This window comes from Halorussus litoreus (assembly GCF_003382685.1).
GTDB classification, from domain to species: Archaea; Halobacteriota; Halobacteria; order Halobacteriales; family Haladaptataceae; genus Halorussus; species Halorussus litoreus.
The window spans coordinates 49,298-74,852 of sequence record NZ_KZ859511.1 but is presented as its reverse complement, the minus strand read 5'-3'; the positions used below and the strand labels follow the sequence as shown (position 1 = coordinate 74,852).

Below are 25,555 nucleotides of genomic sequence, written 5' to 3'. Positions count from 1 at the left end.
GGCTGGCAGGAAAACCGGTTCTCGCGGGTGGACTGGCGGCCCTCGCGCTCGTCGTCGTGGGGGTGTTGGTCCGGCGATGAGCGAGTTCACCGATCTCGTCATCCGAGCACTGGATGGGAACGTGATTCTCTCCCTGCTCATCCTCGGCCTCGGAGGAATCGACGTGCTGCAGACCAAGTACATCGGCTCCCGGTTCGACCGGCAGGCCGAGCGCATCGGGCGGCTCGAGGCGGCCCACATCGAGACCGACGGCGGACGTACCGAGCGACCGACCAACTCGAACGAAAGCGACTGACAGACACCATGAGCATGGAAATCCCGACCATCGCACCCGAGACCATCGTGGCATTGCTAATCGGCCTTGCCGTGGATTACGACTTCGCCATGCGGCGGATTCGCGGCTACGGCCGGTACTGGCTCGCAAAGCTCCCCCAGTACGAAGAATCGCCGACCGACACGCCGACGCGCACCGACACGGCCCGGCCGGAGGACGGTCGCTGATGCCCTCGGCGGCGGCCCGGCGGCAGGGCATGAGCGCCGAAGCGTCGGCGGCCACGAAGTACGACTGCCGGGTCGTCGGCGAATCCAGGGAGTACGTCGATCTCATCTCCGAGCAGAACGGGACCTACTACCAGTGCAAGAGCGCAGTGTACGAGAAGGCGAACGGACGGCCGGGCGTCGTGCGGGTGAACCTCCATCATCTCCGGTCGCTCCGGCGCGAGAGCCACCAGTGCGGCGTCGTTGTCGTGCTGTATCCGTCCGTGGGGTCGGACGGGTGGAGTCCGCTGAAGATTACGCGTGTGTCGGTCTCGGAGGTACTGGACATTGTGGATGGGCGGTGGTATCCCGAGACCGACGAGTACGAGATTCCGTGGAGTGTCCTACTTTAAAACCAACTCTACAAACTGTTCAGGCGTATCTTTTTACAAAACAATTTTAACAGTCTGCTCTTATGATTGGATGGGAAGATGAGCAAACGAATTAAAGACATGCCTGACGGTGAAGAGATGGTTGATGAGCATCTAAACGAGTTGTGGAATGAAGAGGAACCTGAGCCCTCCGATAAAGAAAAGATTCTTGAGTTCTTTCGAGAGAACGACTCTAGACCCTATAAACAGGGAATTGTCGAAAGTCGGGTTCTCGGCATTGCCCAAATAACCATTGATGATTTCAATGATATGCCAGAATCTATTCCTTCTCTGCCAGACCACGTTGAAGAGAGCTTAGACGAAGAGAAACGTGAGAAGTACATGATCACCGAGATGGCAGAATTCCAAGCAAACAGAGCCCGAGTAAGAAATCTTCTGGAGGATTTAGTTTACGAAGGTAAGTTAGAAAAGAGAGAGCTTCCGCAGACTGGCATTTACGGTGGTCTCTTAGACAAAATGAACGCATCTGTTGATTCTTCAGATGAGATCGACGAGGTTGAAACGGAAAACCAACAAACAGAAACGTTCTATAAATATTCTGGAGAGGCAGAATAGATAATTTACTCGCTACCAACCGACCACGCTAACTCCGCTTCAACAGGCAACTCCTCGGTATCCAGAATCTCGGCGATCTCCTCGGACGTGACGCTCCCCTGCCTCTCAGCGGTCGCCATCAGCTCGACGAACGCGCCGTTCGGCATCGCCACGTTGTCCCCGGCCATCTTGATGTAGAAGTCGGCCGCTCGATCTATCGCCTTGCTCTTGGTGTTCTCGCCCGTGGCTTCGAGGAGGGCGTCCATCCGTCGTTCGCGGGAGTCGTTCATCCGGAGGCGCATATTATTGCACACACCACCCAGAATCCTAGTTTTTTCGGGTGACTGAAACGGCGGTCGTATATAAAGGGGGCCGCGTAGCGGGTAGATCGACGACGACGAACTGGGGAGCAGGTGGTCGCGGGGAGTTCGATTTGCACACGGTGGGTGCGCCAGATGTGTGCAATTTCGGGGAATCGTTTCTGTGTTCTTGCAACCCCGTGGTTTCATCGATATCCGCCAATTGTCTCAAGAAGCTTGCTGATACTGTTAGTCAATTAGCTGTCTATTCCGCATTTAATGCGCGATTATCCAATTCTTTATTTATTTCCGTTATGCTCGGTTGTCCATCATCCAAACGGTCCATATAAGCAAGTAGTGTTTTAGCATAGACTACTCTGGCTCGCTTTACGAACTCTCTGGGGCTAAGACCATCTTGATTTTTAAACCTGCCATGATTTATTATATCATCTATTTTCTTATCCTTATGTACTATCTCTCCGCGAACAAAATAAAAGTTTTTGAAAAACTTCCAGATTTCATCTTTGGTTAAAGGGAGTCGGTTCTCAAGCAGGAATCCAGATCGAAGTTTCATCCTAAAGGTGTAAGAAGACTGTTTACCCAGTCCCCTCAAAAGGGTCCCTTCAAACCCGATAGCACAGTCAACCAATCTATCCTCTGGATAGATATCCGAGTACATCTCATCAAATCTCCTAAGAGGGCTTGAAATCTTTGTATCACGCTCGCCATTGAGAAAGTCTGAGTATTTATTCCAAAATTCTTTGAATTCTTCTACCTCTTCGTCTGCGATTGTGTACTCTCCTTGTTCTCCAAATTCGAACGTCTCAGTCATATAGCCGGTTTCTGGGTTTAATTCAGAAGGGCCACACCCAGTAATATCTGGCACATTTTTCCTCTTTTCCAGATATGCAGATTCTAATTTGTATGTTGGGCCACCGTAGACAGATGTAGCCTTAGGTTTAAACAATCTAAGCCCCCGACACAACGATTTTATCACTTGTCGGGACAGGACTCCCTTTGCTCCTCCCTCTATCTCAAGCTCTAATTTGTGGCTGACCGTGGACCTTTCCGCGTCAGCAAAACCCCTCAAATTTTCCCCGTTTTCGTATGTAAAGACTCCGGCCCAATCCTTTGGAGTCATCCTTGTTATTTTCAATTCGTTAATCTCAACTTTATGTGGGGAGTTCACAAATGTGAACTCTATAGGGAAGTCAATCCTGTCCTGTTCTGTTGAGAAGTTTGCTAATGGGCAAATGTATTTTTGTGTCCGAGGTTGCCACTTCTTTACATTCTCATACCTCTCGAAAACCCTCTCAAATTCTTCCTCAGAAAATGAAAAGCTACCTTGATAATTGGCTATAGCACCAGCAATCCCAATCACCGCTTTCTTGTATGATTCTATCCGTTGGTCTTGTGATGGGTTTTCGACCCTTTCGATGATAACCTCCCCGTCCTCTTTTTCCATTTTTAAGAGTGCAGACGATTTATCATCCTCCAATTCTTCATCAAGGCTTTTCGCAGCCTCGTAAAGTGGGTCGCCTTCAAACTCCCAACCTTCCATTACTTTAGATGGTGTGGAGATGGTTTCTCTCCGAACACCCACGTTTCTAATTACCGTATTTTGATACTCAGGTGCGGTGATTTCCTCTTCGTCTTCCGGATCCGGAACATAGATACTTTCTACTGGAATATCTCCTTCGTGGCGTTCTCCAGCTTCTTCAATTACGAACTTCACACCCTTTCTGACGTCGTCTTTACTTTCCATATTTTAATCGTAATATTCGGCTTTGTTATTTAGCTTTCTTCCTATTTCTCCCTCAACCTCGGTTTCCTTCGTTCTTTCTCGGTGGGTTCCAGGTTGGCATTTTACTTGCCATTTTCCCACTTCATCTCGTCCACCTTCTCGCGGACGGCTTTCTCAACAAGCTCCAGTCGCTCTTCGCGCTAGTAGGACTCGTAGACTTCATCAAAAATTGGATCGATGTGCTGGCGCGGGCAACCAGTATCGCTACCAGTTGATACCGGCAGCAGCGAGTTCCCGACGTGCATCTTTGATGGTCTTCCGAGTATGGAACATCACGAAGAGAGTGCCAATGACCCCGAAGTTAAGAGTCAATGCGCTTATGAGCGCCCACCATGGCTTTTTGACGAGAAGGTAGCCGAGCGGGGCGATTAGCGAGGCGACCATCGTGACTGGGATACTACGACCAGCAATCTTCTGAAGCCTGTAACGCTCTTCTTCAGGGATTTCGATTTTGCTATTCCCCGATGATGTTGTTTTCCTTGGACCTGCTGCACGGCCAGCTTGCCGTGCCACCGATTTGTCGCTCGACAGTACATAGGCAATTGGTGCGCCGACGATGGCCAGAAGCAGAAGTACCATAATCTCCATTCCTCCGGGAACTGGCCCGAACAGTGGTATGAACATCGTTATTTGAACCCTTATTCCCTACACCGGAGGATGTTCTTAAAAAATTAACTGACTCACTTGCCATTTTCGTGCTTCATCTCGTCCACCTTCTCGCGGACAGCCTTCTCGACAAGTTCCAGTCGCTCTTCACGCTGGTAGGACTCGTACACTTCATCGAGAATCGGATCGACGTGCTGTCGCATCCGGATGGAGTGACGTATCCATTCGCTTTTATTATCCCCGTAAGATAGTTCGTTTTCTATCGCTTCATTCATCTCGTCCGGAAGACTGAGGCTGGTTTTGGCCATTGTCGTTGGTCGTAGTTACTACGTTAATTACTTAATACTCATGGAGGTGAGCGGGTAGCAAGTACTACTAGAATACCAGATTATAGACTACCTACTACAATAGTAAGTACTAAGTAATCTACGAATATAGGGGTTGTTGCAATGGCGCTGAAAACAAGCCTGTCGTTCTCCGTCCCAATCCCTTGGGTCGGGGACATCAAAGATCGAGCCGAGGAGAAAGGATTCGGCAGTGTCTCGGAGTACATCCGGTCACTTGTCCGTAAAGACATCGAACAAGACGACGAGACGAAGATTGCTCTCGCCAAAGACGGGAACGGTGACCTGAACGAAAAGGGGGCCGCCTAACATGTCCAGTGCCCGGCTGGCCCCCGAATCGGGAGAGGGAGCGAGCGACCAAGAAACCACCGACAGTGAGGCAGGTGAGGGTCCATGAGCGGTGCCGTGAAGGCAGGACCGTCTGGCGTTCCCGAGGACTCGCGCGACGACGAACTCGCGCCCGAGACCGACGACGACGCGGCGGTCTCGATCCTCACCTACGGCGACCCCATTCGGTCGCTGGCGCGGCTCATGAAGCCCATCGCCGACGAGTACCGCATCCACTTCGACGACGACGGTCTCACCGCCCGCGCGGTGGACCCGGCGAACGTGGGCATGGTCGACCTCCACGCGCCCGCCGAAGGCTTCGACCAGTACGAGCTGCGCGACGGCCACACCTTCGGGCTGAATCTCGACCGGTTCCGCGACGCGGTCGGGTGGGCGCGCAAGCGCGGCGGTGACGGCGACCCGGTGGCTATCGACGTGTTCCGCGACCCAGCGCGGATGCGCGTGACCGTAGTGCGCGAGGACCAGCAGATGAAGCGAGAGACCGAGTGGTTCGGCATTACTCCGAGCGATATCCGCGACGAGCCGACCATCCCGGACCTCGATCTTCCGCTCACCGCGCGGCCCGGCGTCGCGCCGCTCCGCGAGGCGGTGAAAGCCATCAGGTCTACCGAGGAGATGGCCTACGTCACCTGCGACGACGACACCTTCCTGCTCGCCAGCACGGAGGATGGACGCGTCGAGCTGGCCGAGGACGACGACGAGAACGCGGCACAGACGATCTCGTTCCCGAACGCGGTCACCAGCGACGACACCGACGCCCGCTCGTCGGCGTTCTCGTTGGACTACCTCGACGACATCACGCTGGCACTCGACAAGGCGAAAGCCGACCGCGTGACCGTCCGGTGGTCCGAGGAGTTCCCGACCCGGCTCAAGTTCGAACACGACGACTGGGGCTTCGAGGGCGAGTACATGCTCGCGCCGCGCATCCAATCGGAGGACTGAGGATGGCGGGCCAATCGGATTTCACGCAGTTCACCAGAGACCTCACCGGCCTCTCTCGGGCCGAGCGACAGGCGTACCTCGCCTGTGCTGAAGGCGAGACGGGCGTCCGCGAGTTCGCCCGCGAGACCGGTCGGTCGCCCGGCACCGTGGGCAACCTGCTCGGCCGAGCGCGGGACAAGCTCGACGACGCGGGGGGTCAGACGTGAACCCCAGCGAACTCTCGCCTCGCGACGCCTGGAATCGGTACGTCGACCGGCGTCGCCCGGAGACGACCGAGCATAGTGCTCAGTCGTTCTACTACCGGCTCAAGCAGTTCATCGAGTTCTGCGAGGAGGAAGAGATCGAGCAGGTCGGCGAGTTCAACGGCTGGATCTTCGAGACCTACGAGACCAAGCGCTCCGGTGACGACATCGCTACGATCACGCTCCGGGGCGAGATGCAGGACCTCAAGCTGTTCGTCGAGTATCTGGAGCGCATCGAGGCGGTCGACGACGGCCTGAGCGAGAAGGTCCACGTCCCGAACGTCACGGCCGAGCAGGAGAGCTCGGACAAGAAGCTACCGACCAGTGCGGCGAGTAGCGTTCTCCAGTACCTTCGTCGGCACGAGCCCGCGTCTCGCCGACGCGCTTTGCTGGAAGTGCTGTGGGACACAGGCTGTCGTCTCGGCGCTGTTCGCGGGCTCGACGTCCGCGACTACCACCCGGAAGAGGAGTTCATCGAGTTCCGCCATCGTCCGAGTTCGACGCCGCTGAAGAACAAGAGCGACGGGGAGCGCCCGGTCGCGCTCTCGAAGCACGTCGTCTCGGCGCTGGACAAGTATCTCGCCAGTAGCGACCGGTGGGAGAAGCACGACGAAGACGGCCGGAAGCCGCTGCTTACGAGTCGGCAGGGGCGGCCGAGTCAGAACACCGTCCGCTGCTGGACCTACCAAGTGACGCTCCCCTGCATCCACTCGGAGTGTCCGCACGACCGCGACCCCGAGGACTGCCAGTGGACGAAGCGTAACCACGCGAGCAAGTGCCCGTCGTCGCGGTCGCCTCATCAAATCCGAACGGGATCGATTACGTGGCAGCTCGACTGCGGGATACCGCCGGAAGTGGTCGCGGTTCGGGCGAACGCGAGCGTGAAGACGATCAAGAAACACTACGACAAGGCGACGCCCCGAGAGCGGATGGAACGGCGTCGTCGTCGATACATCGAGAGGCTCAATCTATGAGCAGCAACAGCACCCCCGAGAAGCAGGCGCATCGGCACGGTAGTTGGGCGGCGGAGTCGGGTATTTCATACCCCTCCGACCCCACTTTTGGCGGTTCATTACACGGCAAGTTTCTACTCTGTTACTCTCTCCCCATCACCTCCGGTCGCTCCGTTGTGAGGGCCATCAGTGAGGCGTCGTTGTCGTGCTGTATCCCTCTGTAGGTTCTGAGGGGTGGAGTCCGCTGAAGATTACGTGAGTGTCGGTCTCGGAGGTGGTGGACGGGCAGTGGTATCCCAAGACCGACGAGTGCGAGATTCCGTGGCCGTCAATCATTCACTACCTTAACGGCTCTCCTGCCTTCTTCAGAGTTTATCGGATAGTTTTTCTGCGGTATTTAATCCTCTTTCTACGTCGTTGTATCCCATCTCTTCATCTAAGAACATACGATTCATTAAATCGTGGAGTACCATGTTCCTTAACGACCTAATTCTCGACATTTCGCTTGTTAACCCGTTTTCAATAACTCCTGTTCTCAGGAGTAGTTGCTCTCTTTGTTCTTGATTCATTCTTCTTTCAAGAAGTCTATCGGTTTGATTACTATCTTGGTATTCTTCCTCAATTAGCTCCTTCTTCAGCAGTTCTATACTAATCTCTTCAACCATAGCTGATAAGAGGGAAAAGAAAAGAACATATTCGTCAGAGAGGAATCGTATTGTGGCCAATTGAATCATAAAATCATATCTCTCAGTACTAGGAGTCATGCCACGGCTTTCACTCCACTCTTTGATTTCCTGATGAGTTTCTTCTATGTCCGAGGCTAAATCTTTCAATGCAATCATACCTGATACCTTCCCGACCTCTTTCTTGAGCAATTCGCTGTTTTCTGTATTTATTATCCCTGAGAAAGCTAGTTCGGCTTCTTTAGAATTCAGATTTATATTTAAATTCTCTAAATCTTCCTCTTCTATTTGTTCAACGGCCTTCTCTAATTTCGTTGTGGTCTTTTCCATAGAGTCCATCCAGTCATCGTATTTTTCGTATTTCTCCGTCATGCGTTATAGCCAGACAGAATAGACTTATAACAATATTGCTCAACGAAGTTAGTCTATCTGTGGGTGTCAAATGTTCGTTTTTCTTAGTAGAAACGTTCATTGAAGCAGCCTATCCGGACTTCTTCATCAGGGATTATTGATCACCCCAAGTTGCCACAACATCCACTACCCTCCAACCCTTCCACACAACACCGAAAATGACACCACAGACCCTCGCCGCGTGGCTCGCCAAACACAGCAACGCGCCGAAGACAGCCCTCAAGCCCATCGCCACCAGACTCGGCGTGCCGACGAACTACCTCGGCGCGGCGCTGTTCGCGGGCCAACTCGTCTACGAGAATCAGGACCGAATCGTCGAGTACACCAGCAAGGGCACCGTTTCGATGGGCGAGTTCCTCCACGCGCAGGCCCGCCAGCGCTACGGTGAGGACCATCCGCTGACCAAGCACCTCGGGGAGAACGTCGACGCGATCAGCGAGGCGTTCGAGGGGACCGAGGCGGAAGCCCGCACTTTCGCCGAGTTCTACCGCCAGTACAGCACCGTCGAGCGCGAGCATCGCCTCCGCGACCAAGTCGACCGGGAGGCGGTCGGTCGCGGCGTCGAATCCCTCGCGGACCGACTGCCCGGTCGCGATACGATTCCAGACTTCCCTGGACCCTTCGGTTCCAATGCCGGCGATGCCGACGCAGACGACGAGGCCGACGAACCAGTCGAGATCCCGGTCATAGACGCGAAGTGAGCGTTCAGAGATTGATTTTTCGGAGGTTTCACGCGCGACGCCGAAACTCGTGGCGGGTTTTCGAAAGCCCGCGGCGCGCTCGACGACTCCGACACTGACAACGGGGCCTCGAAAGCCCTCGGCGCGCTCGCGGTCGCTGTCGGGATATCCAGCGCGCGCAGAACTGCGCGCGCTGGATAGTGGCCACACACAGACGACCAAGTAGAACGCGAGCCCGCCTCGCCCTTTCATCCGCCAGGACGGTGGTTGATTCACCGAGCGACGCCGGAATCTATCCGTCCTCGTCTGAACCTTACTCCTACTCCAACCGCTCGGACGCCAGTTCTGCACCCTCCGACAGCGCCGCCAACTTCTTCCACGCGATTTCGGGGTGGACGAAGTCCGCGCCCAGCACTGTCTCGAACCCGCAGTCCGCACCGGCCAGAATCCGCGAGGGGTCGCCCACGACCTCGGCGAAGCGCTCGATCTGGTTCGCGATGCCGGCCGGGTCCTCGACGATGTTGGTCTTCACGTCGATGACGCCCGGGACGATAGTCCAGCCGTCCGGAAGCGGATACTCCTCGAACGTCTCGAATTCGTGGCGGTGCCGGGGGTTGGCCGCCTCGACGATGAGGCCGCTCACGTCCGCCTCGTAGAACAGGTCGACCACCTCGTCTAGCGCCACGTCGTGGTGGTGCGGCCCAGGGTAGTTCCCCCAGCAGGCGTGCATCCGGACCTGCTCGCTCGGCACGCCGTCGAGCGCGCGGTTGATGGCCTCGACGTAGGTCCGGACGTGTTCGCGGAACTCCCCGACCGAGGCGTCCTCGAACGTGATGGTGAACGCCGCGAGCAGTTCTGGCGCGTCGATCTGGAGGGTGGCCCCGCTGTCGGCGATGAGCCGGTACTCGGTGTTGAGCGCGTCCGCGAGGTCGAACAGGTAGTCCTCGGTGGTGTCGTGGTACTCCGAGTCGGTAAAGCGCAGGACCGCCCCCGGCGACGGCGCGGTGTGGAACCGGTTCGCGAAGGAGACGCCCTCGCTCGCGATGGCCTCGTCAAGCCGGTCCAGCTCGCGCCGGAGTTGTTCCTCGCCGACGTACTCGATAGGCCCCGTCAAGATGGGCCCGCCGATGTGCTCCTTGTCGCCGAACAGCTGTTCGGCGAAGTCCGGGAAGTCAGCGAGGTCGGCGGGCAGGTCGCGCTCGGCGAACTCGTCGCCGTAGCCGGTGAGCCGCTCGGTCACGCCCACGGAGTAGGCCAGCCGGCCCTGCTCACCGTTGTTCGCGACGTCGATGCCGGCGTCGGCCTGCCGGCGGACGACTTCCCGGACGGCGTCGGTGACCGCGGAGTCGAACGCCTCGTCGTCCACCGACTCGGGGTCGCTCAACAGCTTCTGAAGCCCGGCCGGTCGCGGCAGGCTCCCCACGTGCGTGGTCTGGATGTCGGTCATCTACTTCGACAGTTGCACGACGGGTGTGTAATATCTGACGTAGTGGCAAAACTCACTCGCACTCGACGGTGAGTCCCCGAGTTCACGGGTGCCTTCGCGCTTCAACGCCGTTCACCACGCTCTGGTTGTAAACAGAGGCTTTTTCGGCCGGTCCGGAACAGTGTCATGATACCATGGCACAGGGAGCGGGAGAGCGAACGCCGTCCGACCCGGGCGAAGCGCCGACGCTGATCGACTGCGACGTCCACCAAAGCTGGGCGTCCGACGAGGAGATCCGCCGGCACCTCCCGCTGGAGTTCGACCGGTACGGGGTGAACCTCCCGAACCTGCTGTACAACAACCCCGGCGGCGTCATGCGGGAGGACGCCGCACCCGCCGAGGGCGAACTGCCGGGGACGACGCCCGAGAACGTCGCCGCGGAGCACCTAGACCCGTACGGGATCGACTACGCCGTTCTGACGGGTCACGCGACCAACCTCGCGCTCCTGCCGAACCGGAGATACGCCGCCGCGCTCGCGCGGGCGTACAATGCGTGGGTGCAGGAAGACTGGCTCCCGGCGGACGACAGACTGCTGGGTTCGATTCTGGTCCCGCCACAGGCCCCGGAGGCGGCGGCCGACCTGATCCGCGAGTTCGGCGAGGACGACCGGTTCGTGCAGGTGTTGATGAACACCGCCTCCCCGCGGCCGTACGGCCAGTCGTTCTACTGGCCCATCTACGAGGCCGCCGCGGAGATGGACCTCCCGGTCGCGATGCACCCCCACCACGACGGTCTCGGCATCAGCAACCCGCCGTCGGGCGCGGGCTACCCGGGGTCGTACTTCGAGTGGCACAACATCCTTCCCGCGGTTGTGATGGGCCAACTCAACAGCCTCGTGACGGAGGGCGTCTTCGTGGAGTACCCGGACCTCGACGTGGTCTGCATCGAGGGCGGCTTCGGCTGGGTGCCCCACCTGCTGTGGCGCATGGACAAGAACTGGAAGGGGCTGCGCTCTCAGACCCCGTGGCTCGAACGCCCGCCGAGCGAGTACGTCATCGAGCACGTCCGGTTCACCAGCCAGCCCATCGAGGAGCCCGAGCGGCCGGAACACCTCCGCCAGATCTTCGAGATGATGCACGCCGAGGAGACCCTGCTGTTCTCCAGCGATTTCCCCCACTGGGACGGCGACTCGCCCGACCACGGGCTCCCGCCGCTCGACGACGACCTCGAATCGCGCATCTTCGCCGAGAACGCCCGCGAACTCTACGACCTCCCACGGTAATCAGAGTCGAGCATGAGCAGACACGTCATCTGTCCGTCGTCGGAACTCGAATCGGGCGAGCGACGAATCGTGGAGGTCGAGGGCCTGTCCATCGGCGTGTTCAACGTCGACGGCGAGTACCACGCGCTCAACAACGCCTGTCCGCACCAGCTTGCGCCGCTCTGCGAGGGCACTATCTCGGGAACCACCGAGTCCGACGGCGTCGGCGAGGTCGACTGGGTCCGGGACGGCGAGATCGTCCGGTGTCCGTGGCACAACTGGGAGTTCGACCTCACCACGGGCGAGTCGGTGTTCAACCCCCACGAGGTCAGAGCCGGTACCTTCGAGGTGGACGTGGAAGCGCCAGCGGACGCCGGAGCGCCCGACGAAGCGTGTGCCTGCGACGCCGAGTCGTACGGCACGGAACTGGCGGGCGACGAACCGCCGGTCGAGACTTACGACGTGGACGTCGAGGACGAAGCCGAGTTTGGAGAGGAGATGGTGGTGCTGCGGGTGTAGCGCGCTACGCGAGTGATTCCTTGTCCGTGTCGCTCGCGACACCGTAACTTTCTCCCGTCGCCGACCGAATTTCCCGTCGATGAAGTCGCCCGAACACGCCGCGCTGGGCGCGCTCGCGTCCGGTGGGCTGGTCCTCGCGCTCCCCGTCTCGGTCCCGCTCGAAGCCGCCGGGTTGGTCGCGTACGGCCTCCTCCTGTCGGTCTTCGTCGACCTCGACCACTTCGTCGTCGCGCGATACCACGCGGGCAACTGGTCGCACCTCCGGCGGTGCGTGACCGACCCGGTGTTTGCGTTCACCGAGCAGGGGCAGGTGTTCGACGGCATGGACACGCGGACGCTCGAAGTCCACCGCCTGCTGAGTCACTTGTTGATCGGTGGGCTGCTGGTCGGTGGACTCGCGCTGGTTCGACCGGTGTACGCGGTTTTTACGGCTTGCGTGCTCTACGTCCACGTCGTCGCGGACCTTCTCAGAGACGGGGAGATAGTCTGATTTTCGGATGTTGTGGAGGCTCGATTCGGGATTCTGGGAACAAGAGAACGTGAATCATAGACGACCGGCACGCGCGAGCAACGCGCGTGAGGGACGAGTGAACGAGCGTAGCGAGTGAACGAGGAGGCTGGGGAGGTGTGAGGCTGCGGCTCTCATGTGTAGAGGCAGTCGCTAGCTTCACCAACTAGAAAGCGAGAGTGAAGAGTACAGCGAAGCTAGCTACTCCCGAGGCATTGGAGAGACCGCACCGCAACCGCAGCGCACCTTCCCCAGCCGCCTACAGTCCTCGCTTCGTTGCGGTCCTCAGCGCTCGCGCGATTTGGCGCGACATAAACCGCGCCAGCGCGCGCCGAGGTGGAATCAGAAGCGTCGTTTAGAGTGTCGTTTACTTCAGTTTTGGAAATTTAATAGAGACGTCGATATTTGTGAAGGAATCCATTACTTGGCGGGTAATATTTGTCAAAAAGTTTGCTCTGCGTTGCTCATGTTCCAGCTTCCGTCGTCCCCTTGCTTGCTTGAAATTCATCCGTATCTGTTCGGCCTCGTCAGTAATCTCCTGCCGAACCTTTCGGAATTCCTGTTGTGTGAATGGTTCCTTGCCATCTATTTGGGCAAAAGTGGGATTTATCAATTGGCCCGGGCGATATTCAGTCTTCAGAGCTTCAACCTTATTTCGAAACTCTAATTCAGCTGTTCTGATATCTGAAATTGCAAGTTCCTGAAGCATATCAACTGAATATGTTTCGTGCCATCTCTCAAACTTGTCCTCTACCCTTGGTGGAGGGATATCCGGCTTTTCCTCAAGCCATGATTCTGGAATATCTCTTTTGACCATACTGCCCTTTAACATTGACACATAAAAAGAATTTGCGGGAATTCAGGGACTCTGCTCTAAGTGAGCATTTGGATTTCAATGATGGTGGATAAACGTACTCAGTAAGGAAAATCCCGTCGTTTAATTTCCAAAACAAGCGGGGTTCAGATTGCGTTTGACCTTACGGGTTACGCAGTTCAGTCGTCGCTCTCGATCTTGATGTCCGCCGAGAGGCCCTGGGCCATCTCGATGTCCTTCGAGTTGTTCAGGGTCCACGCCGTGCGCTCGGTGACGGCCTCGATGGCCTCGCGGGCGCTCGGGTAGCCGTTGCCGGACTTCTTCACGCCGCCGAACGGCAGCTGGACCTCAGCGCCGATGCAGGGCAGGTTGGCGTACGCCAGCCCGATCTCGGCCTCGTCGCGGAACTGGTTGATCTGGCGGTAGTCCTCCGAGACGACCGCGCCGGCCAGCCCGTACGGCGTGTCGTTGTGGAGCTCCATCGCACGGTCCATGTCGCCCGAGTACTCGACGAGCGCGACGTGGGGTCCGAAGACCTCCTCCTTGAGACAGCGCAGGTCCGGGTCGTAGTCGACCTCGTAGACGAACGGGCCGACCCAGTAGCCGTCCTCGTGGCCCTCCGGAATCTCGTCGTCGTCCAGCTCCGCGCGGTCGACGAGCACGTTGGCGCCCTCCTCACGGGCGAGGTCGTTGTACTTGTGGAACTTCTCGACCTGCTGTTCGTTGACGACCGGACCCATGAAGGTGTCCTCCTCGAGCGGGTCGCCGACCGACACCTGCTCGGCGAGTTCGACGTAGCGCTCCTTGAACTCGTCGTACACGTCCTCGTGGACGATGAGGCGCTCGCTGGAGACGCAGCGCTGGCCCGTGGTCTTGAACGAGGACATCACCGCCGAGTGGACCGCAACGTCGAGGTCAGCGTTCTCCGTGATGACGATACCGTTCTTGCCACCCATCTCGCAGGCCGCGAGCTTGCCGGGTTCGCCGCCGACCTGGCTGGCGATCTGCTGGCCGACCTCGCTACTGCCGGTGAACAGCACCGTGTCCACGCGGTCGTCCTCGACGATGGCGTTGCCGGCGTCACCGAACCCTTGGACCATGTTGAACACGCCCTCGGGGATACCGGCGTCGACCATCATCTCGGCGATGATCTGGCCGCACCACGGCGTCTGCTCGGCCGGCTTCCAGACGACCGTGTTGCCCTCGACCAGTGCGATGGCCATGTGCCAGAACGGGATGGCGACCGGGAAGTTCCACGGCGTGACACAGCCCACGACGCCGCGGGGTTTCCGGCGCATGTAGGCGTCCTTGCTCGGAATCTCCGAGGGGACCACGTCGCCGTGCGGGTGACGGGCGTTGCCTGCGGCCCACTCGACCATGTGTGCGGCCTCGACCACGTCGGCCTTCCCCTCGGAGATCTCCTTGCCGCACTCCTTGGTGACGACCTCGCCGAGTTCGTCCGTGCGGTCCTTGAGTTCGTGGTAGACGTCCCAGAGGTACTCCGCGCGGTCGATGTACGAGAGGTTTCGCCACTTCTCCTCGGCGGCCTCGGCGGCCGCGAGCGCTTCGTCGACGTCCGTCTCGGTTCCACGGTGGAACTCGCCGAGTACCTCCTGATTCGAGGGGTCGACGCTCTCGAACGTCTCGTCGCCGGTGCCGTCCGTCCACTCGCCGCCGATGTAGTGGCCGTACGTCTGCTCGCTGGCTTGTTGGCTCATGTTCGGCCAAATTTTCGGGCCGCCAAAGTAAAAAGGCACCCAATTCGAGTCAATCGAGCGGAGATGTCACGTCTGCGGAAATCACGCCCGCTCGGCCTCGGCCACCTTCTCGACCTCGCCCTTCACGCTGGCGGCGTCGAAGTCGTGGTCCGGTCGGATGTTCACGAAGTCCAGGAACTCCCGGGCCGCGAGCAGTTCCGGCGGCGAGTAGTGTTCGAGCGCGGCCGACACCGCCGCGCGAGTGCCGATGCGCGGTTCGAGCGCGGCGAGCGCGCACGCCAGATCGTACGACCGGGCCTCCTCGATGGCGTCCTCGCGGACGCTGGTCGCGTCGATGAAGTACACCTCGCCGTTCTGGACCAGCACGTTCTCGCCACGGAGGTCCCCGTGCGCGAGCTGGTTGTCGTGCATCATCGCCAGCGCCCCGAACAGGTCGGGAGCGACCGACTCGGCCTCCGCGTCCGACAGCCCCTCCAGCGTCCGGAACTCGGGCAGGTACTCCATCACGAGTACGCCCATCCCGTCGACCTCGAACGCCTCGACCGGCGCGGGGACGTTCACGCCGATCTCGCGCATCCGGCGGGTGGCTTCGAGTTCGTGTTCACACATCTCCAGCGGGTCGTCGAAGTGCTCGAAGAACCCCTCCGTGCCCGAGGAGAACGCCCCGAGGTTGCGCGCCCCGGTGAACAGCGCGTGGACCAGCGAGTTCTGGTCGGTCACGATCTTCACGAACCACCGCTCGTCGACCACGCAGGGTGTCGACAGCCAGTTGTCGGCGTCGAGGAACTCCACGCGGAGCTTCGGCTGGTCGTACCTGCGGGCCATCTCCGCGAACACCGCTTCGAGGCGGTCCCACTCGATGGTGCCCCGAACCAGCCGCCGGATGCTCATCACTGGCGAGTAGGCGACGGGCCGACAAAAAGCCACTTGCCCTGATAGCTACGCGGGGCCGTCCACGCGACCGGCGATTCAGAGCAACGACAGGACGACCGACCCGAGGTAGCCGACGCTGGCGAGCGCGGACAACACGAGCGCCGCGACGACGAGTGCCGTCCGGGCCGACGGCCGGGCATCGGTCTCGACCTGTCGCCGGAGCCTGTCAGGCACCGACGACCACCATAGCTCCAGCCCGCCCCAGACGAGGCCGACGCCGACCAGCGCGAAGGTCGCCAGCACGTGGTAGAAGTCCATCCACCACGGGAAGAAGTAGCCGAGCAGGCCGTTCTGCACTTGGATGGGGACCGCCGAGCGGACCCACTCCTCGAATCGCTCCGCGGGACCGGTCGGCGGCTCGACCTGCCGCGATTCGAGGTCGGCGGCCGCGGCGCTCGGGCCGCCTGCGCTCTCGTCGCCAGTGCCGAGGCGCTCGGCCTCGTAGGCCCGGTCGACCGGCACGCTCCAGACGATCTCGCCCGTCTCGTTCACCTCGAACACGCGGTCGCCGATGGTGTCGGTGATGAGCGTGTTGCCGTTCGGCAGTCGGTCGGCGTCGCGCGACCACTGCATCTCGTCGTCGGACCAGACCCACGACCGCTCCCACTCGGCGTCCGCGCCGTCGCCACCGTCGCCGTCGCTCCCGTTCACCCGCTGGTACTCCACCACTCTGTCGTTCTCGGAGTCGGCGACGACCACCGCCGGACCGCCGCGCTCCTCGGGGATGTAGTCGGGGTTGTGCTGCTCGCGGAGTACGTCGTAGTCGTCTTCGCTTCCGAGGGTCCAGTTCTCCTCGATGCCGGTCGAGCGATTCACGAACGCGACCTGATCCTGGTTGCGCAGGTCGACCATCACCCGGCCGTCGTCGAGCAGTTCCACGTCGTTGAGGTGGACCCAGTCGCCGTCGTACGCGCCGCCGCCCGTGATGGGCAGGTCGCTCTCGGCGGTCCACGTCCACTCCCGGACGCCCGAGTACGTGTTCACGACGAATGCCGCCTCGTTGCCGATGTCGCCGACGAGCAGGTGGCTGTCGTTTATCACGTCCACGTCGTGCCACCGACCGTCCTCCATCCGGTGGCTGTACAACCGGGTCTGCTCGCCGGTCGACATGTTGAGACGCTCGACCACGTTGCGACGACAGTCGCCGCGGTCGGCCAGTAGCGGCCCCTCACCACACACCGATTCGTTCAGCCACTCGGTCGCGATGTAGGTGACGGTGTGGGAACCCTGCGGGCTCGGGTCCACATCCCAGTAGGTACTGTACCGCTCGGAGTGGTAGAGGACGCTTCCGTTCGGGTGGAACGCCACGATCCCGCCCGGGGCGTCGCGCATGTCGCCCTTCTGGACCGTGACGACCGTGACGCCGCCCGTCGGTTCGGCGATCTGCTCCTGTTCGGCCGCGGGCACTCCCGCCGACCGGTCGTATCGCTCGTTGGGCGACTGCCCGGAGGTCACGAGTCCGGCCGTCAGTCCGAGTACCAGTCCGAGGACGACCACGGCGAGGACCACTCGAATCGGGGTGCGACGAGTCACGACTCGCGGGTTCGTCCGTGGGTATTAACAGCGTTTCGACATACCTTCGGCCCCGGTTGCGGAGACTTTTTACCACCGCTTGCGCAAGATTTGCGTATGGATTTCGGCCTCCCCGACGAGCATCGGATGATTCGGGACACGGTACGGGAGTTCTGCGACGAGGAGATCGAACCCGTCGCCCAGGAGATCGAAGACGAACACCGCTTCCCCGAGGATATCTTCGACCAACTCGCGGACCTCGACGTGATGGGCGTCCCCGTGAGCGAGGAGTACGGCGGTCTCGGCGGCGACCAGCTAATGTACGCTCTCGTGACGGAGGAACTCGGCCGCGTCTCGGGGTCGGTCGGCCTCTCGTACGCCGCGCACGTCTCGCTGGCGAGCAAGCCCATCGAGCTGTTCGGCACCGACGAGCAGAAGGAACGCTGGCTCCGCCCGCTCGCCGAGGGCGAGTATCTCGGTTCGTGGGCGCTCACCGAGCCCGGCTCCGGGTCGGACGCCAGCGACATGGACACCACCGCGGAAAAGGACGGCGATGAATGGGTGCTCAATGGTACCAAGCAGTTCATCACCAACGCGAACGTCGCGGGGAGCGTCCTCGTGAAGGCGGTCACCGACCCCGGCGCGGGCTACGACGGCATCTCGACGTTCATCGTCGACCCCGACGAGGACGACGGCTTCGAGGTCACGACCGTCTGGGACAAGATGGGGCTGAACGCCTCGCCGACCTGCGAGATCAAGCTCGACGACGTCCGGCTTCCCGAGGACCGCCTGCTCGGCGAGGAGGGCGACGGCTGGGACCAGACCAAGAAGACCCTCGACGGCGGCCGCATCTCCATCGCGGCGCTGTCGACCGGGCTCGCACAGGGCGCGTACGACGCCGCCCGGGAGTACAGCACCGAGCGCGAGCAGTTCGGCAAGCCCATCTCGAAGTTCGACGCCATCCGGAACAAGGTGGTCTCGATGGACCGGAAGGTCGAGCGCGCACGCCTGCTGACCCACAGGGCGGCCTGGAAGTACGACCAGGGCGAGTCGGTCAGCCACGAGAGCGCGCTCGCCAAACTCGACGCCAGCGAGGCCGCCCGCGAGGTGGCCGAAGAGGCGGTCCAGACGCTCGGCGGCTACGGCTACACCGAGGACTTCGCGCCACAGCGGTTCTTCCGCGACGCGAAGCTGATGGAGATCGGCGAGGGGACGAGCGAGATCCAGCACCTCGTCATCGGGCGCGAGATCGGACTGTAGAACGGTTCGGCCGAAACGATTGCTACGAGACTTCCGAGTGTACGACGTTTTCGGGAACTTCTGAGGACAGTCGCGTCTCGACCTTCAGAGCTCCACCGCCTTCTGGTCGGTCAGCGTCGGGGGCACCTTGTGGTGGTAGGTGACCGCGCCGGCAGAAGTGATGACCTTGATCGTGAAGTCCTCGCTCTCCTTGAGACCGTGCGAGTCGTCGGTCAGCGCCGCCGCGTCGAGCGTGATTCGGAACCGGTCTTCCTGATTGACGAGCACCGGCTTCGTGTCGTCAATGTCTTTGATCGTACTGACGGTGAACGCCGAGTCAGTTGCGCTGTCGCCCGCCGTGAGGATGGTCCCGTCGTCGGGGCCGAGCCACTCCACGGTCGCGGTCGAGAGATTGATGTCGCCCGCGCCGGAACTCTTCATCACGGTCAGGTTCACGAGGTGGACCGAGTCGTCGTTGCCCACGACGCCCACCGTACTCGCCACGCGCACGCGGTCGGTCACTTGCGCGCTGGACTCCTGACCGGTCTGCTCGGACTTGCTCTGGAGGAAGCCCGCGGTGTTGATGAGCACGCCCGCGGCGATGGCGGCCACCAGCACCATCGCGATGAACACGATGAGCGTGCCGATCCCCACCTGACCGCGGTCGGTCGATTCCGTGTCGAACATGGTCGATAGGAATTATTTTCCGAGCCTCAGATGATAAAACCCCGATACCGTTATCACAGATGAGAAATAGGGCGAGATAACCGAACATCTGGCGTCTTAATGGCTGTGAGGACGATATACGAAACCCACTGACAACAGATTGATCTATCCGCTACCTCGAAAGAAAACGTGGTCGACCGGCACGGCTCGGCGAAGCACCGCGACGCTCGCGGCGGGACGAGGATGCAGTGCAAAATCAGGTTATTTTTTCACTGGTCGTGGACAACGTAATCGATAATGACCGTCGTACTCGTCGGCATGGAGATACTGAGGGAGATCGAGCTACTGGCCGAGGCCGTCAGGGAGCGAGGAGTCGAACCAGTCGTCACCGACGTGCGGGACTGGCCGGGCGAAACACCGCTGACGTTCACTCCTTCCGACGGTGAGGCTACCCTCGGGACGCCGTTCGAGTTGGACGACGTCGAGGGTGCGTACGTCCACGTTCACGCCCTGTTCCACCAGAACGACGTGGCGGTTCGGGAGGAGTTCCGGGAGGCGGAGGAGATACAGCCGATACTCAATCAGTGGCGCGAACACCGCAGTCTCTTCGAGAGCCTCTGTCGGGAACTCGAATCCGAGGGCGTCGACGTGCTTCCGAAGCTCCGCAACCACTACCTCCAACAGCGCAAGCCGTGGCAACTCGCCCGGTTCGAGGCTGCGGGGCTACCGGTCCCCGACACCCTGTTCACGAACGACCCCGACGAGGTCCGTGCGTTCGCCGACCGCCACGACCGGGTCGTTTACAAGCCGGTCGCCAACGGTGCCCCTCCCGCGGAGCTCACGGCGGAGGGACTGACCGACGACCGACTCGCACGGCTCTCGACCGCTCCGGTGCAGTTCCAGGAGTTCGTCGAGGGTGAGGACCTTCGCGTGTACGTGCTCGACGGCGAGGTCGTGGGTGCGATCCGCTACGAGAGCGAGAACTTCTCGTTCAAACTCGACCAGACGGAGGGCGAGGAGGTCGAAATTGCGCCAGCCACCGTCTCCGGGGCCGTCGAGGACACTGCGGTGCGGGCGGCCGAGGCCGTCGACCTGACGTTCGGCGCAGCCGACGTGCGCCGAGGCCTGAACGACGAGCACGCGATACTGGAACTGAACGAGGCCCCGGCGTTCGCTGCCGCCGACGTGGAGGCCGACCAGCGGGTGACCGAAGCACTCGCCGACTACCTGACCGACACATGAACGTGGAGAGCCAGCGACGCGACGCACAAGTCGGGTACACGTGGGGGCAGGCGGAGGGGACGTACTTCCTCCGGAACTCCGACGGAGACCTTCAGGGCGTCTCCGAGAACGCGATTCGACTGCTGGAGGACATGGCGGACGGCGACGTTACGAGGGAGGATCTCGACGGCGGTGCCTTGAACCTTCTCGACGGACTGGTCGACGACGGGTTCGTCCGGCTGGACGGGTCCCGCGTCGGACGGGTCGTTCGGCCCGAGGACGTCCGGCTGTGGCCGCGGGTCCTCGCGTTTCTCGCGCTGTTCGGAGCGATACTGGCGTTCCACGCGGATCAGGCACCCACGGTCGAAGAGTTGCGGAGCTTGTTGACGCCGATCCGGGTGACGATCCTCGTCGGGCTGACGATAGCGTCGATAGTCGTCCACGAAGCCGGACACTACCTCGAGAGTCGACGCCACTTCGACCCGACGATACGACTCGGGTGGATCAACGCTGTCATCCCGGTCGTCGTCACGGAGACGAACGGTGCGTGGACGCTGCCGAAGAACCGACGGCGATGGATAAGCCTCGCCGGTCCGTTCACCGAACTGGCGTGGGTCGGAATGCTCGTGGGCGTGTACCACGCGCTGTTTCCGGAGAGTCTCGCGCTGAACGTCTTCATTTTCAGCAGCCTCCTGAGTATCGCCTTCAGTATCAACCCGCTGGTTCACGGCGACGGGTACTGGCTGCTGGTCGACACGTTCGACCTCGTGAATCTCCGAAAGCGGGGCATCCGGCATCTCCGCAACCTGCAACCGTCGCTGGCTGCGGCGTACGCCGTGGTGTCGTACACGTTCACCGTGATCATGTTCTTCGTCTCGGTCGGCGTCATGTACTTCCTGTACGGGCTCGTTGGCATCGCGTGGCCCACCGTGGTCCTCGTCTTCGTTCTCTTCGGTCGCTTGGGGCTCTGGGATGCGGTCGTTCCAACTCGGCTGCGGAGTTCGTAATGACGGGGAGCGTTCCGGAACTCGTAGGACGGGGAGTTTTAGGACTCGTAGTGATGGGGAGTGTTCTAGGACCCGTAGTGATGGGGAGCGTTCCGGGATTCGTCGGACGGTGCTGCTCCGCTACTTGTAACTCGACCTGCGAAAATAATACGCCACTGCGGTTCGGTTCTTAGACGAAGATGTCGCCGTTGGGTCCGGTCTTGTACAGCGCGTTGGTTCGTTCTTCGAGGTCGATCTCGTCACTCTCGTCGAGAGCTTCGATGTAGTGCTTGGACATGAGTCCGTTAAACGATAACACGGACCGAAAGATAAAGATTACGATTCCAAGTCTAAAAATAAACCTAAGCATTAGAATACTTTCAATATATTTTTCACTCATAGAAAACGGTCGTAAACTCGGGACGGAGCGGAGAAAGTACCAATCCGCGACGAATACCGCGAGTTTAGGGCCAGTTGCCGCCTTCCTCGTAGGCGTCGACCACGCGCTCGATGGCGACCGCGTACGCGGCGGTGCGCATGTTGGACGCACCCGTCTCCTCGTAGGTCTCGACCAGATTGTCGAACGCGTCGGTGATGACGCGCTCGAGTTCCTCGTTGACTCGCTCCTCTGTCCAGTAGAACCGCTGGCGGTTCTGGACCCACTCGAAGTACGAGACGGTCACGCCGCCCGCGTTCGCGAGGATGTCGGGGAAGACGTACGTGTCCGACTCGGCCAGCACGTCGTCGGCCTCGGGCGTGAGCGGGCCGTTCGCGGCCTCGGCGATCACGTCCGCCGACACGTCCTGCGCGAGGTCGCCATCGATGGCGTTCTCCAGCGCGGCGGGGACCAGCAGGTCCACGTCGAGCGTGAGCAGGTCCTCGTTGGAGAACTCGTCTTCGGCCTCGGGATAGCCGACGACGCTGCCGGTCTCGTTCTTGTGGTTCTTCACGTCGACCGGGTTGAAGCCGACTTCGCGGTAGATGGCTCCACTGGAGTCGGAGACGGCGACCACGTTCGCGCCGAGTTCGTGGAGGAGTTTCGCCGTGATCCAGCCGGCGTTGCCGTACCCCTGGACCGCCACGTCAGCGCCCGCGAGATCCTTGTCGAGGTAGTCGAACGCCTCGCGAGCGGTGAGCATGGTCGAGCGTCCGGTGGCCTCGACGCGGCCCTCGCTGCCGCCGCTGCTGGGGGACTTGCCCGTGATGACGCCCGGCTCGGTGGTGTTCTCCAGCGTCTCGTAGGTGTCTTTGATCCAGTTCATCTCGCGCCGGCCGGTGTTCACGTCGGGCGCGGGGATGTCCCTGTCCTCGCCGATGAACGGCCGGAGTTCCGTCGCAAACGACCGCGTGAGCCGTTCGAGTTCGGACTCGCTGAAGTCGGCAGGATCGATTACGATGCCGCCCTTCCCGCCGCCGTACGGGATGTCGACCACCGCGCACTTGTACGCCATCCAGCCCGACAGCGCCTTGACCTCGTCGCGGGTGACGCCCGGGTGGTAGCGGATGCCGCCCTTGTACGGGCCGCGGTCGCCGTTGAACTGCGACCGGAACGCCTTGATCACCTCGACCGAGCCGTCGTCCATCTCGACCGAGAGGTTCGTCTCCAGCACGCGCTCCGGGTGTTTGAGACGGTTCAGCACGTCCTCACCCGCGTCTACATACGACGCGGCGTCGTCGATCTGCTCCTGCAGGCTTTCGAAGGGGTTCGCTTCGGACATCTTCGTACTCAACTCCCGCGTTCCCGTGAATAAGGGTGGCGGAATTATCCACTATACCCCTTTAGCTCATATAAATGTGTTTAAGGTCGGGGTTATGAGTTTAATTTGTTCGCCGACGGCGGGATTTCCCCGTCGAACGGTCAATTCTCCTTCGAGCTAACGATTCTCTCCGGCCGCCTCGGCGTACGCCAGCACGCGCTCGGCCTGCGAGATCAGCGGCGCGTCGACCATCTCGCCGTCGACCCGGAAGACGCCCCGGCCCTCAGCGTCGGCTTCCGCCTTGGCCGCGAGTACGCGCTCGGCCCACTCGACGCGCTCTGGGTCGGGCGTGAACGCCCCGTTTATGGGGTCGACCTGCGCGGGGTGGATGGCCATCTTGCCGTCGTACCCCAGCTTGATGGCGAACTCGGTCTCTTCGCGTACCCCTTCCACGTCCTCGATGTCGGTGTAGACGGTGTCGATGGCGTCCACGCTCGCCGCGCTCGCGGCGAGCACGACGTGCTCGCGCGCGTGGAGGACTTCTGTTCCCCCCTCGGTTCGGGTCGCGCCGAGGTCGGCCGCCAGATCCTCCGCGCCGAAGACCAGCGCGTCGACCGCCGGCACGGCCGCGATCTCCTCACTGGCGAGCACCCCGGCGGCGGTCTCGACCAGCGCGAGGACGGGGACCTCGGCGTCGCGCTCGTCGAGCAGGTCGGCCAGCGTCTCGGCGTCCCTCGCGGACTCGACCTTCGGAGCCATCACGGCGTCGAGGGTCGCGCGGACTCGGTCGGCGTCGCCTCCGCCATCGGAAATTTCGCTCGCGTCGCCGAGCACGCCCTGCAGGTCGTCGTCGGCAGCGATGCCGGTCGGATTCACGCGGACGCAGACCTCGGCGTCGGGGTCGAACTCGGGGTCGGCGAGCACGTTTCGGACCGCCCCCCGCGCCTCGGCCTTCCGTTCGGGAGCCACCGCGTCTTCGAGGTCGAAGACGAGAACGTCGGCTCCCGCTCCGGGCGCTTTGCGCATCATCTCCGGGCGGTCGCCCGGCGTGAACAGCACGCTTCGACGTGGCATACTCCCGAGTTCGAGGACGCGGACTTTCAACCCCGCGGAACGACGTGGATCGGCCGCTGGTCAGCGCTCCCGACAGCCCTCAGGAAGCGAGCGACAGCCCTCGGGCAACGAGAGCGCGGTGACAGTCCCGCCGCAGTCGGCCACGAACGCGGCCCCCTCCGCGACGGTCACCGGACCCACTATCGGCGCGGTCGCCCGGTACTGCCACAGCACGGTCCCGTCCGTCCGGTCGAGGGCCGACACTCGCCCGGCGTCGTCTGCGACGAGCAGCGCCTTCCCGGTCGTCGTCGGGGACGCCCAGACGCCGCCATTCAGGTCGGTGCGCCAGTCCGTCGTCCCGTCCGCGGCGTCGAGCGCCCAGACCGATCCGTCGGTGCTCGCGACAAAGACGGTTCCCTCACCGACAGCCGGTGCGGCCCACGCGCTCGCACCGAGGTCGGCCCGCCAGCGCTCGCGGCCCGTGTTCGCCGAGATGGCGCACACCCGGCCGCCGTCGACCGTTCCGACGTACGCGGCGTCGTCGGCGATGGCGGGCGCGCTCCGGACGGCGGCCGCGGGGTCGAACCGCCAGCGCTCGCGCCCGTCGGTCCGGTCGTGGGCGAACGCGCCGCCGTCGAGGCTGGCGACGAGCAGGCGCTCGTCGTCCACCGCGAGCGAGCAGAGCGCCGTCGAGGCGTTCCGGAAGGTTCGGAGCCGGGAGCCGTCCGCGGCGTGGAGCGCGGTCACGCGCCCGTCCGCGGCCGCGACGAACACCGTTCCGTCGTCGACTCGCGGGGCGGCCTGCACGCTCGCGGTCGCAGAGAACTCCCATCGCGACTCGCCCGTCTCGGCGTCGACCGCGAGAATCCTGCCTGCGTCGGTTCCGGCGTAGACGACGTCCCCCGCGGCTGCGGGCGTTGGCGCTGTGGTCCGACCCTCGGTCCGGGTCGACCAGCGTCGCCGTCCGTCCGCGGCGTCGAGGGCGTGGATCGAGCCGTTCGCGCAGCCGAGGTACGCAGTGCCGTCCCGTACGACCGGTGGAGTCTCGACTCGACTGGCGACTCGAACCCGAAAGCGAACGCGAGGCGAGTCCCCGGCTCGGCCGATTTCTGCGGAGGGAGACCGTGTGACTGACTCGTCGCGCACCGTAGCAGAGACGTTCCCGGCGGACGGTCGCGGGGGGGGGGGGGGGGGGGGCGGCGGGGCCCAGTCGCGAGCGGCCGCGC

29 protein-coding genes are annotated in these 25,555 nt (G+C 61.5%); 15 read left to right on the top strand and 14 right to left on the bottom strand.

Going from position 1 to position 25,555, the window contains the following annotated elements; all coding sequences use genetic code 11:
- Positions 1–76: 76 nt before the first annotated feature.
- The 4 genes from DPQ64_RS05550 to DPQ64_RS05535 all read left to right on the top strand — a co-directional run bounded on the left by DPQ64_RS05550 (position 77) and on the right by DPQ64_RS05535 (position 1,484).
- Entirely contained in the window at positions 77–295 is a 219-nt protein-coding gene (locus tag DPQ64_RS05550; protein ID WP_115863367.1) for a hypothetical protein, read from the top strand.
- Positions 296–303: 8 nt separating this feature from the next.
- Positions 304–501, top strand: coding sequence for a hypothetical protein (locus DPQ64_RS05545; RefSeq protein ID WP_157971597.1), 198 nt, complete (start codon positions 304–306; stop codon positions 499–501).
- Positions 501–890 carry a hypothetical protein gene (locus tag DPQ64_RS05540; RefSeq protein WP_115863365.1) on the top strand — a complete coding sequence of 130 codons (390 nt, stop codon included), beginning with the start codon at positions 501–503 and terminating at the stop codon, positions 888–890. Before DPQ64_RS05545 ends, DPQ64_RS05540 begins: the two co-directional genes overlap by 1 nt.
- A 78-nt stretch (positions 891–968) precedes the next feature.
- Positions 969–1,484, top strand: coding sequence for a hypothetical protein (locus DPQ64_RS05535; RefSeq protein WP_115863364.1), 516 nt, complete (start codon positions 969–971; stop codon positions 1,482–1,484).
- 5 nt (positions 1,485–1,489) lie between these two features.
- Here the strand turns inward: DPQ64_RS05535 and DPQ64_RS05530 are convergent, their stop codons facing one another.
- From DPQ64_RS05530 to DPQ64_RS05520, 4 genes are all read right to left on the bottom strand, one after another.
- The gene (locus tag DPQ64_RS05530) at positions 1,490–1,765 is read right to left on the bottom strand and encodes a hypothetical protein (protein ID WP_232820495.1); all 276 of its coding nucleotides are present in this window, start codon (positions 1,763–1,765) and stop codon (positions 1,490–1,492) included.
- A gap of 262 nt (positions 1,766–2,027) precedes the next feature.
- Positions 2,028–3,527, bottom strand: coding sequence for a hypothetical protein (locus tag DPQ64_RS18605; protein WP_157971596.1), 1,500 nt, complete (start codon positions 3,525–3,527; stop codon positions 2,028–2,030).
- A gap of 243 nt (positions 3,528–3,770) precedes the next feature.
- Positions 3,771–4,145, bottom strand: coding sequence for a hypothetical protein (locus DPQ64_RS18600; protein WP_157971595.1), 375 nt, complete (start codon positions 4,143–4,145; stop codon positions 3,771–3,773).
- Positions 4,146–4,246: 101 nt separating this feature from the next.
- On the bottom strand, positions 4,247–4,480 hold the full coding sequence (locus DPQ64_RS05520) for a hypothetical protein (RefSeq protein WP_115863361.1): 234 nt from the start codon (positions 4,478–4,480) through the stop codon (positions 4,247–4,249).
- Positions 4,481–4,621: 141 nt separating this feature from the next.
- Here DPQ64_RS05520 and DPQ64_RS05515 point away from each other — a divergent pair, with 141 nt between their 5' ends.
- The 4 genes from DPQ64_RS05515 (at position 4,622) to DPQ64_RS05500 (ending at position 7,022) form a co-directional block, all read left to right on the top strand.
- Positions 4,622–4,825: a ribbon-helix-helix domain-containing protein gene (locus DPQ64_RS05515; protein WP_115863360.1), complete on the top strand. Its 204-nt coding sequence runs from the start codon at positions 4,622–4,624 to the stop codon at positions 4,823–4,825.
- Between the two features lie 84 nt (positions 4,826–4,909).
- Positions 4,910–5,806: a beta clamp domain-containing protein gene (locus DPQ64_RS05510; RefSeq protein ID WP_115863359.1), complete on the top strand. Its 897-nt coding sequence runs from the start codon at positions 4,910–4,912 to the stop codon at positions 5,804–5,806.
- Between the two features lie 2 nt (positions 5,807–5,808).
- On the top strand, positions 5,809–6,012 hold the full coding sequence (locus DPQ64_RS05505) for a sigma factor-like helix-turn-helix DNA-binding protein (protein ID WP_115863358.1): 204 nt from the start codon (positions 5,809–5,811) through the stop codon (positions 6,010–6,012).
- Complete coding sequence (locus DPQ64_RS05500) at positions 6,009–7,022, top strand: tyrosine-type recombinase/integrase (protein ID WP_115863357.1); 1,014 nt, start codon at positions 6,009–6,011, stop codon at positions 7,020–7,022. The genes DPQ64_RS05505 and DPQ64_RS05500 overlap by 4 nt, the downstream gene beginning before the upstream one ends.
- Positions 7,023–7,366: 344 nt before the next feature.
- Here the strand turns inward: DPQ64_RS05500 and DPQ64_RS05495 are convergent, their stop codons facing one another.
- Positions 7,367–8,056: a hypothetical protein gene (locus DPQ64_RS05495; protein ID WP_115863356.1), complete on the bottom strand. Its 690-nt coding sequence runs from the start codon at positions 8,054–8,056 to the stop codon at positions 7,367–7,369.
- Between the two features lie 197 nt (positions 8,057–8,253).
- Here DPQ64_RS05495 and DPQ64_RS05490 point away from each other — a divergent pair, with 197 nt between their 5' ends.
- The gene (locus DPQ64_RS05490) at positions 8,254–8,796 is read left to right on the top strand and encodes a hypothetical protein (RefSeq protein WP_115863355.1); all 543 of its coding nucleotides are present in this window, start codon (positions 8,254–8,256) and stop codon (positions 8,794–8,796) included.
- 298 nt (positions 8,797–9,094) lie between these two features.
- Here DPQ64_RS05490 and DPQ64_RS05485 read toward each other — a convergent pair whose 3' ends face one another.
- Positions 9,095–10,222 (bottom strand): methionine synthase, encoded by a 1,128-nt coding sequence (locus DPQ64_RS05485; protein WP_115863354.1) that lies wholly within the window; start codon positions 10,220–10,222, stop codon positions 9,095–9,097.
- Positions 10,223–10,395: 173 nt separating this feature from the next.
- Between DPQ64_RS05485 and DPQ64_RS05480 the strand changes: the two genes are divergently transcribed.
- The 3 genes from DPQ64_RS05480 (at position 10,396) to DPQ64_RS05470 (ending at position 12,472) form a co-directional block, all read left to right on the top strand.
- Positions 10,396–11,484, top strand: a complete 1,089-nt coding sequence (locus tag DPQ64_RS05480) for an amidohydrolase family protein (RefSeq protein WP_115863353.1) — start codon at positions 10,396–10,398, stop codon at positions 11,482–11,484.
- 12 nt (positions 11,485–11,496) lie between these two features.
- Positions 11,497–11,982: a Rieske (2Fe-2S) protein gene (locus DPQ64_RS05475; RefSeq protein ID WP_115863352.1), complete on the top strand. Its 486-nt coding sequence runs from the start codon at positions 11,497–11,499 to the stop codon at positions 11,980–11,982.
- Positions 11,983–12,061: 79 nt separating this feature from the next.
- Positions 12,062–12,472 carry a hypothetical protein gene (locus DPQ64_RS05470; protein ID WP_115863351.1) on the top strand — a complete coding sequence of 137 codons (411 nt, stop codon included), beginning with the start codon at positions 12,062–12,064 and terminating at the stop codon, positions 12,470–12,472.
- Positions 12,473–12,857: 385 nt separating this feature from the next.
- Here DPQ64_RS05470 and DPQ64_RS18595 read toward each other — a convergent pair whose 3' ends face one another.
- The 4 genes from DPQ64_RS18595 to DPQ64_RS05450 all read right to left on the bottom strand — a co-directional run bounded on the left by DPQ64_RS18595 (position 12,858) and on the right by DPQ64_RS05450 (position 17,488).
- Positions 12,858–13,307 (bottom strand): hypothetical protein, encoded by a 450-nt coding sequence (locus DPQ64_RS18595; protein ID WP_157971594.1) that lies wholly within the window; start codon positions 13,305–13,307, stop codon positions 12,858–12,860.
- 176 nt (positions 13,308–13,483) lie between these two features.
- On the bottom strand, positions 13,484–15,022 hold the full coding sequence (locus DPQ64_RS05460) for an aldehyde dehydrogenase family protein (protein WP_115863349.1): 1,539 nt from the start codon (positions 15,020–15,022) through the stop codon (positions 13,484–13,486).
- Between the two features lie 81 nt (positions 15,023–15,103).
- Positions 15,104–15,913: an RIO1 family regulatory kinase/ATPase domain-containing protein gene (locus tag DPQ64_RS05455; RefSeq protein ID WP_115863348.1), complete on the bottom strand. Its 810-nt coding sequence runs from the start codon at positions 15,911–15,913 to the stop codon at positions 15,104–15,106.
- Positions 15,914–15,991: 78 nt separating this feature from the next.
- A complete protein-coding gene (locus DPQ64_RS05450) occupies positions 15,992–17,488 on the bottom strand; it encodes an arylsulfotransferase family protein (RefSeq protein WP_157971593.1) in 1,497 nt (498 codons plus the stop codon).
- 96 nt (positions 17,489–17,584) lie between these two features.
- Here DPQ64_RS05450 and DPQ64_RS05445 point away from each other — a divergent pair, with 96 nt between their 5' ends.
- A complete protein-coding gene (locus DPQ64_RS05445) occupies positions 17,585–18,727 on the top strand; it encodes an acyl-CoA dehydrogenase family protein (RefSeq protein WP_115863346.1) in 1,143 nt (380 codons plus the stop codon).
- 84 nt (positions 18,728–18,811) lie between these two features.
- Here the strand turns inward: DPQ64_RS05445 and DPQ64_RS05440 are convergent, their stop codons facing one another.
- Positions 18,812–19,393, bottom strand: a complete 582-nt coding sequence (locus DPQ64_RS05440; RefSeq protein WP_115863345.1) for an archaellin/type IV pilin N-terminal domain-containing protein — start codon at positions 19,391–19,393, stop codon at positions 18,812–18,814.
- A gap of 276 nt (positions 19,394–19,669) precedes the next feature.
- On the opposite strand from DPQ64_RS05440, the gene DPQ64_RS05435 reads away from it, so the two are divergent.
- Together DPQ64_RS05435 and DPQ64_RS05430 are read left to right on the top strand one after the other, a co-directional pair.
- Positions 19,670–20,614 carry an ATP-grasp domain-containing protein gene (locus tag DPQ64_RS05435; RefSeq protein ID WP_115863344.1) on the top strand — a complete coding sequence of 315 codons (945 nt, stop codon included), beginning with the start codon at positions 19,670–19,672 and terminating at the stop codon, positions 20,612–20,614.
- The gene (locus DPQ64_RS05430) at positions 20,611–21,600 is read left to right on the top strand and encodes a zinc metalloprotease (RefSeq protein ID WP_115863343.1); all 990 of its coding nucleotides are present in this window, start codon (positions 20,611–20,613) and stop codon (positions 21,598–21,600) included. Before DPQ64_RS05435 ends, DPQ64_RS05430 begins: the two co-directional genes overlap by 4 nt.
- Positions 21,601–22,043: 443 nt before the next feature.
- Here the strand turns inward: DPQ64_RS05430 and DPQ64_RS05425 are convergent, their stop codons facing one another.
- The 3 genes from DPQ64_RS05425 to DPQ64_RS05415 form a co-directional block, all read right to left on the bottom strand.
- Entirely contained in the window at positions 22,044–23,297 is a 1,254-nt protein-coding gene (locus DPQ64_RS05425) for a Glu/Leu/Phe/Val family dehydrogenase (RefSeq protein ID WP_115863342.1), read from the bottom strand.
- A 156-nt stretch (positions 23,298–23,453) separates the two neighbouring features.
- Entirely contained in the window at positions 23,454–24,350 is an 897-nt protein-coding gene (locus DPQ64_RS05420; RefSeq protein WP_115863410.1) for an HpcH/HpaI aldolase/citrate lyase family protein, read from the bottom strand.
- A gap of 60 nt (positions 24,351–24,410) precedes the next feature.
- Positions 24,411–25,475, bottom strand: coding sequence for an outer membrane protein assembly factor BamB family protein (locus DPQ64_RS05415; protein ID WP_115863341.1), 1,065 nt, complete (start codon positions 25,473–25,475; stop codon positions 24,411–24,413).
- Positions 25,476–25,555: the final 80 nt, after the last annotated feature.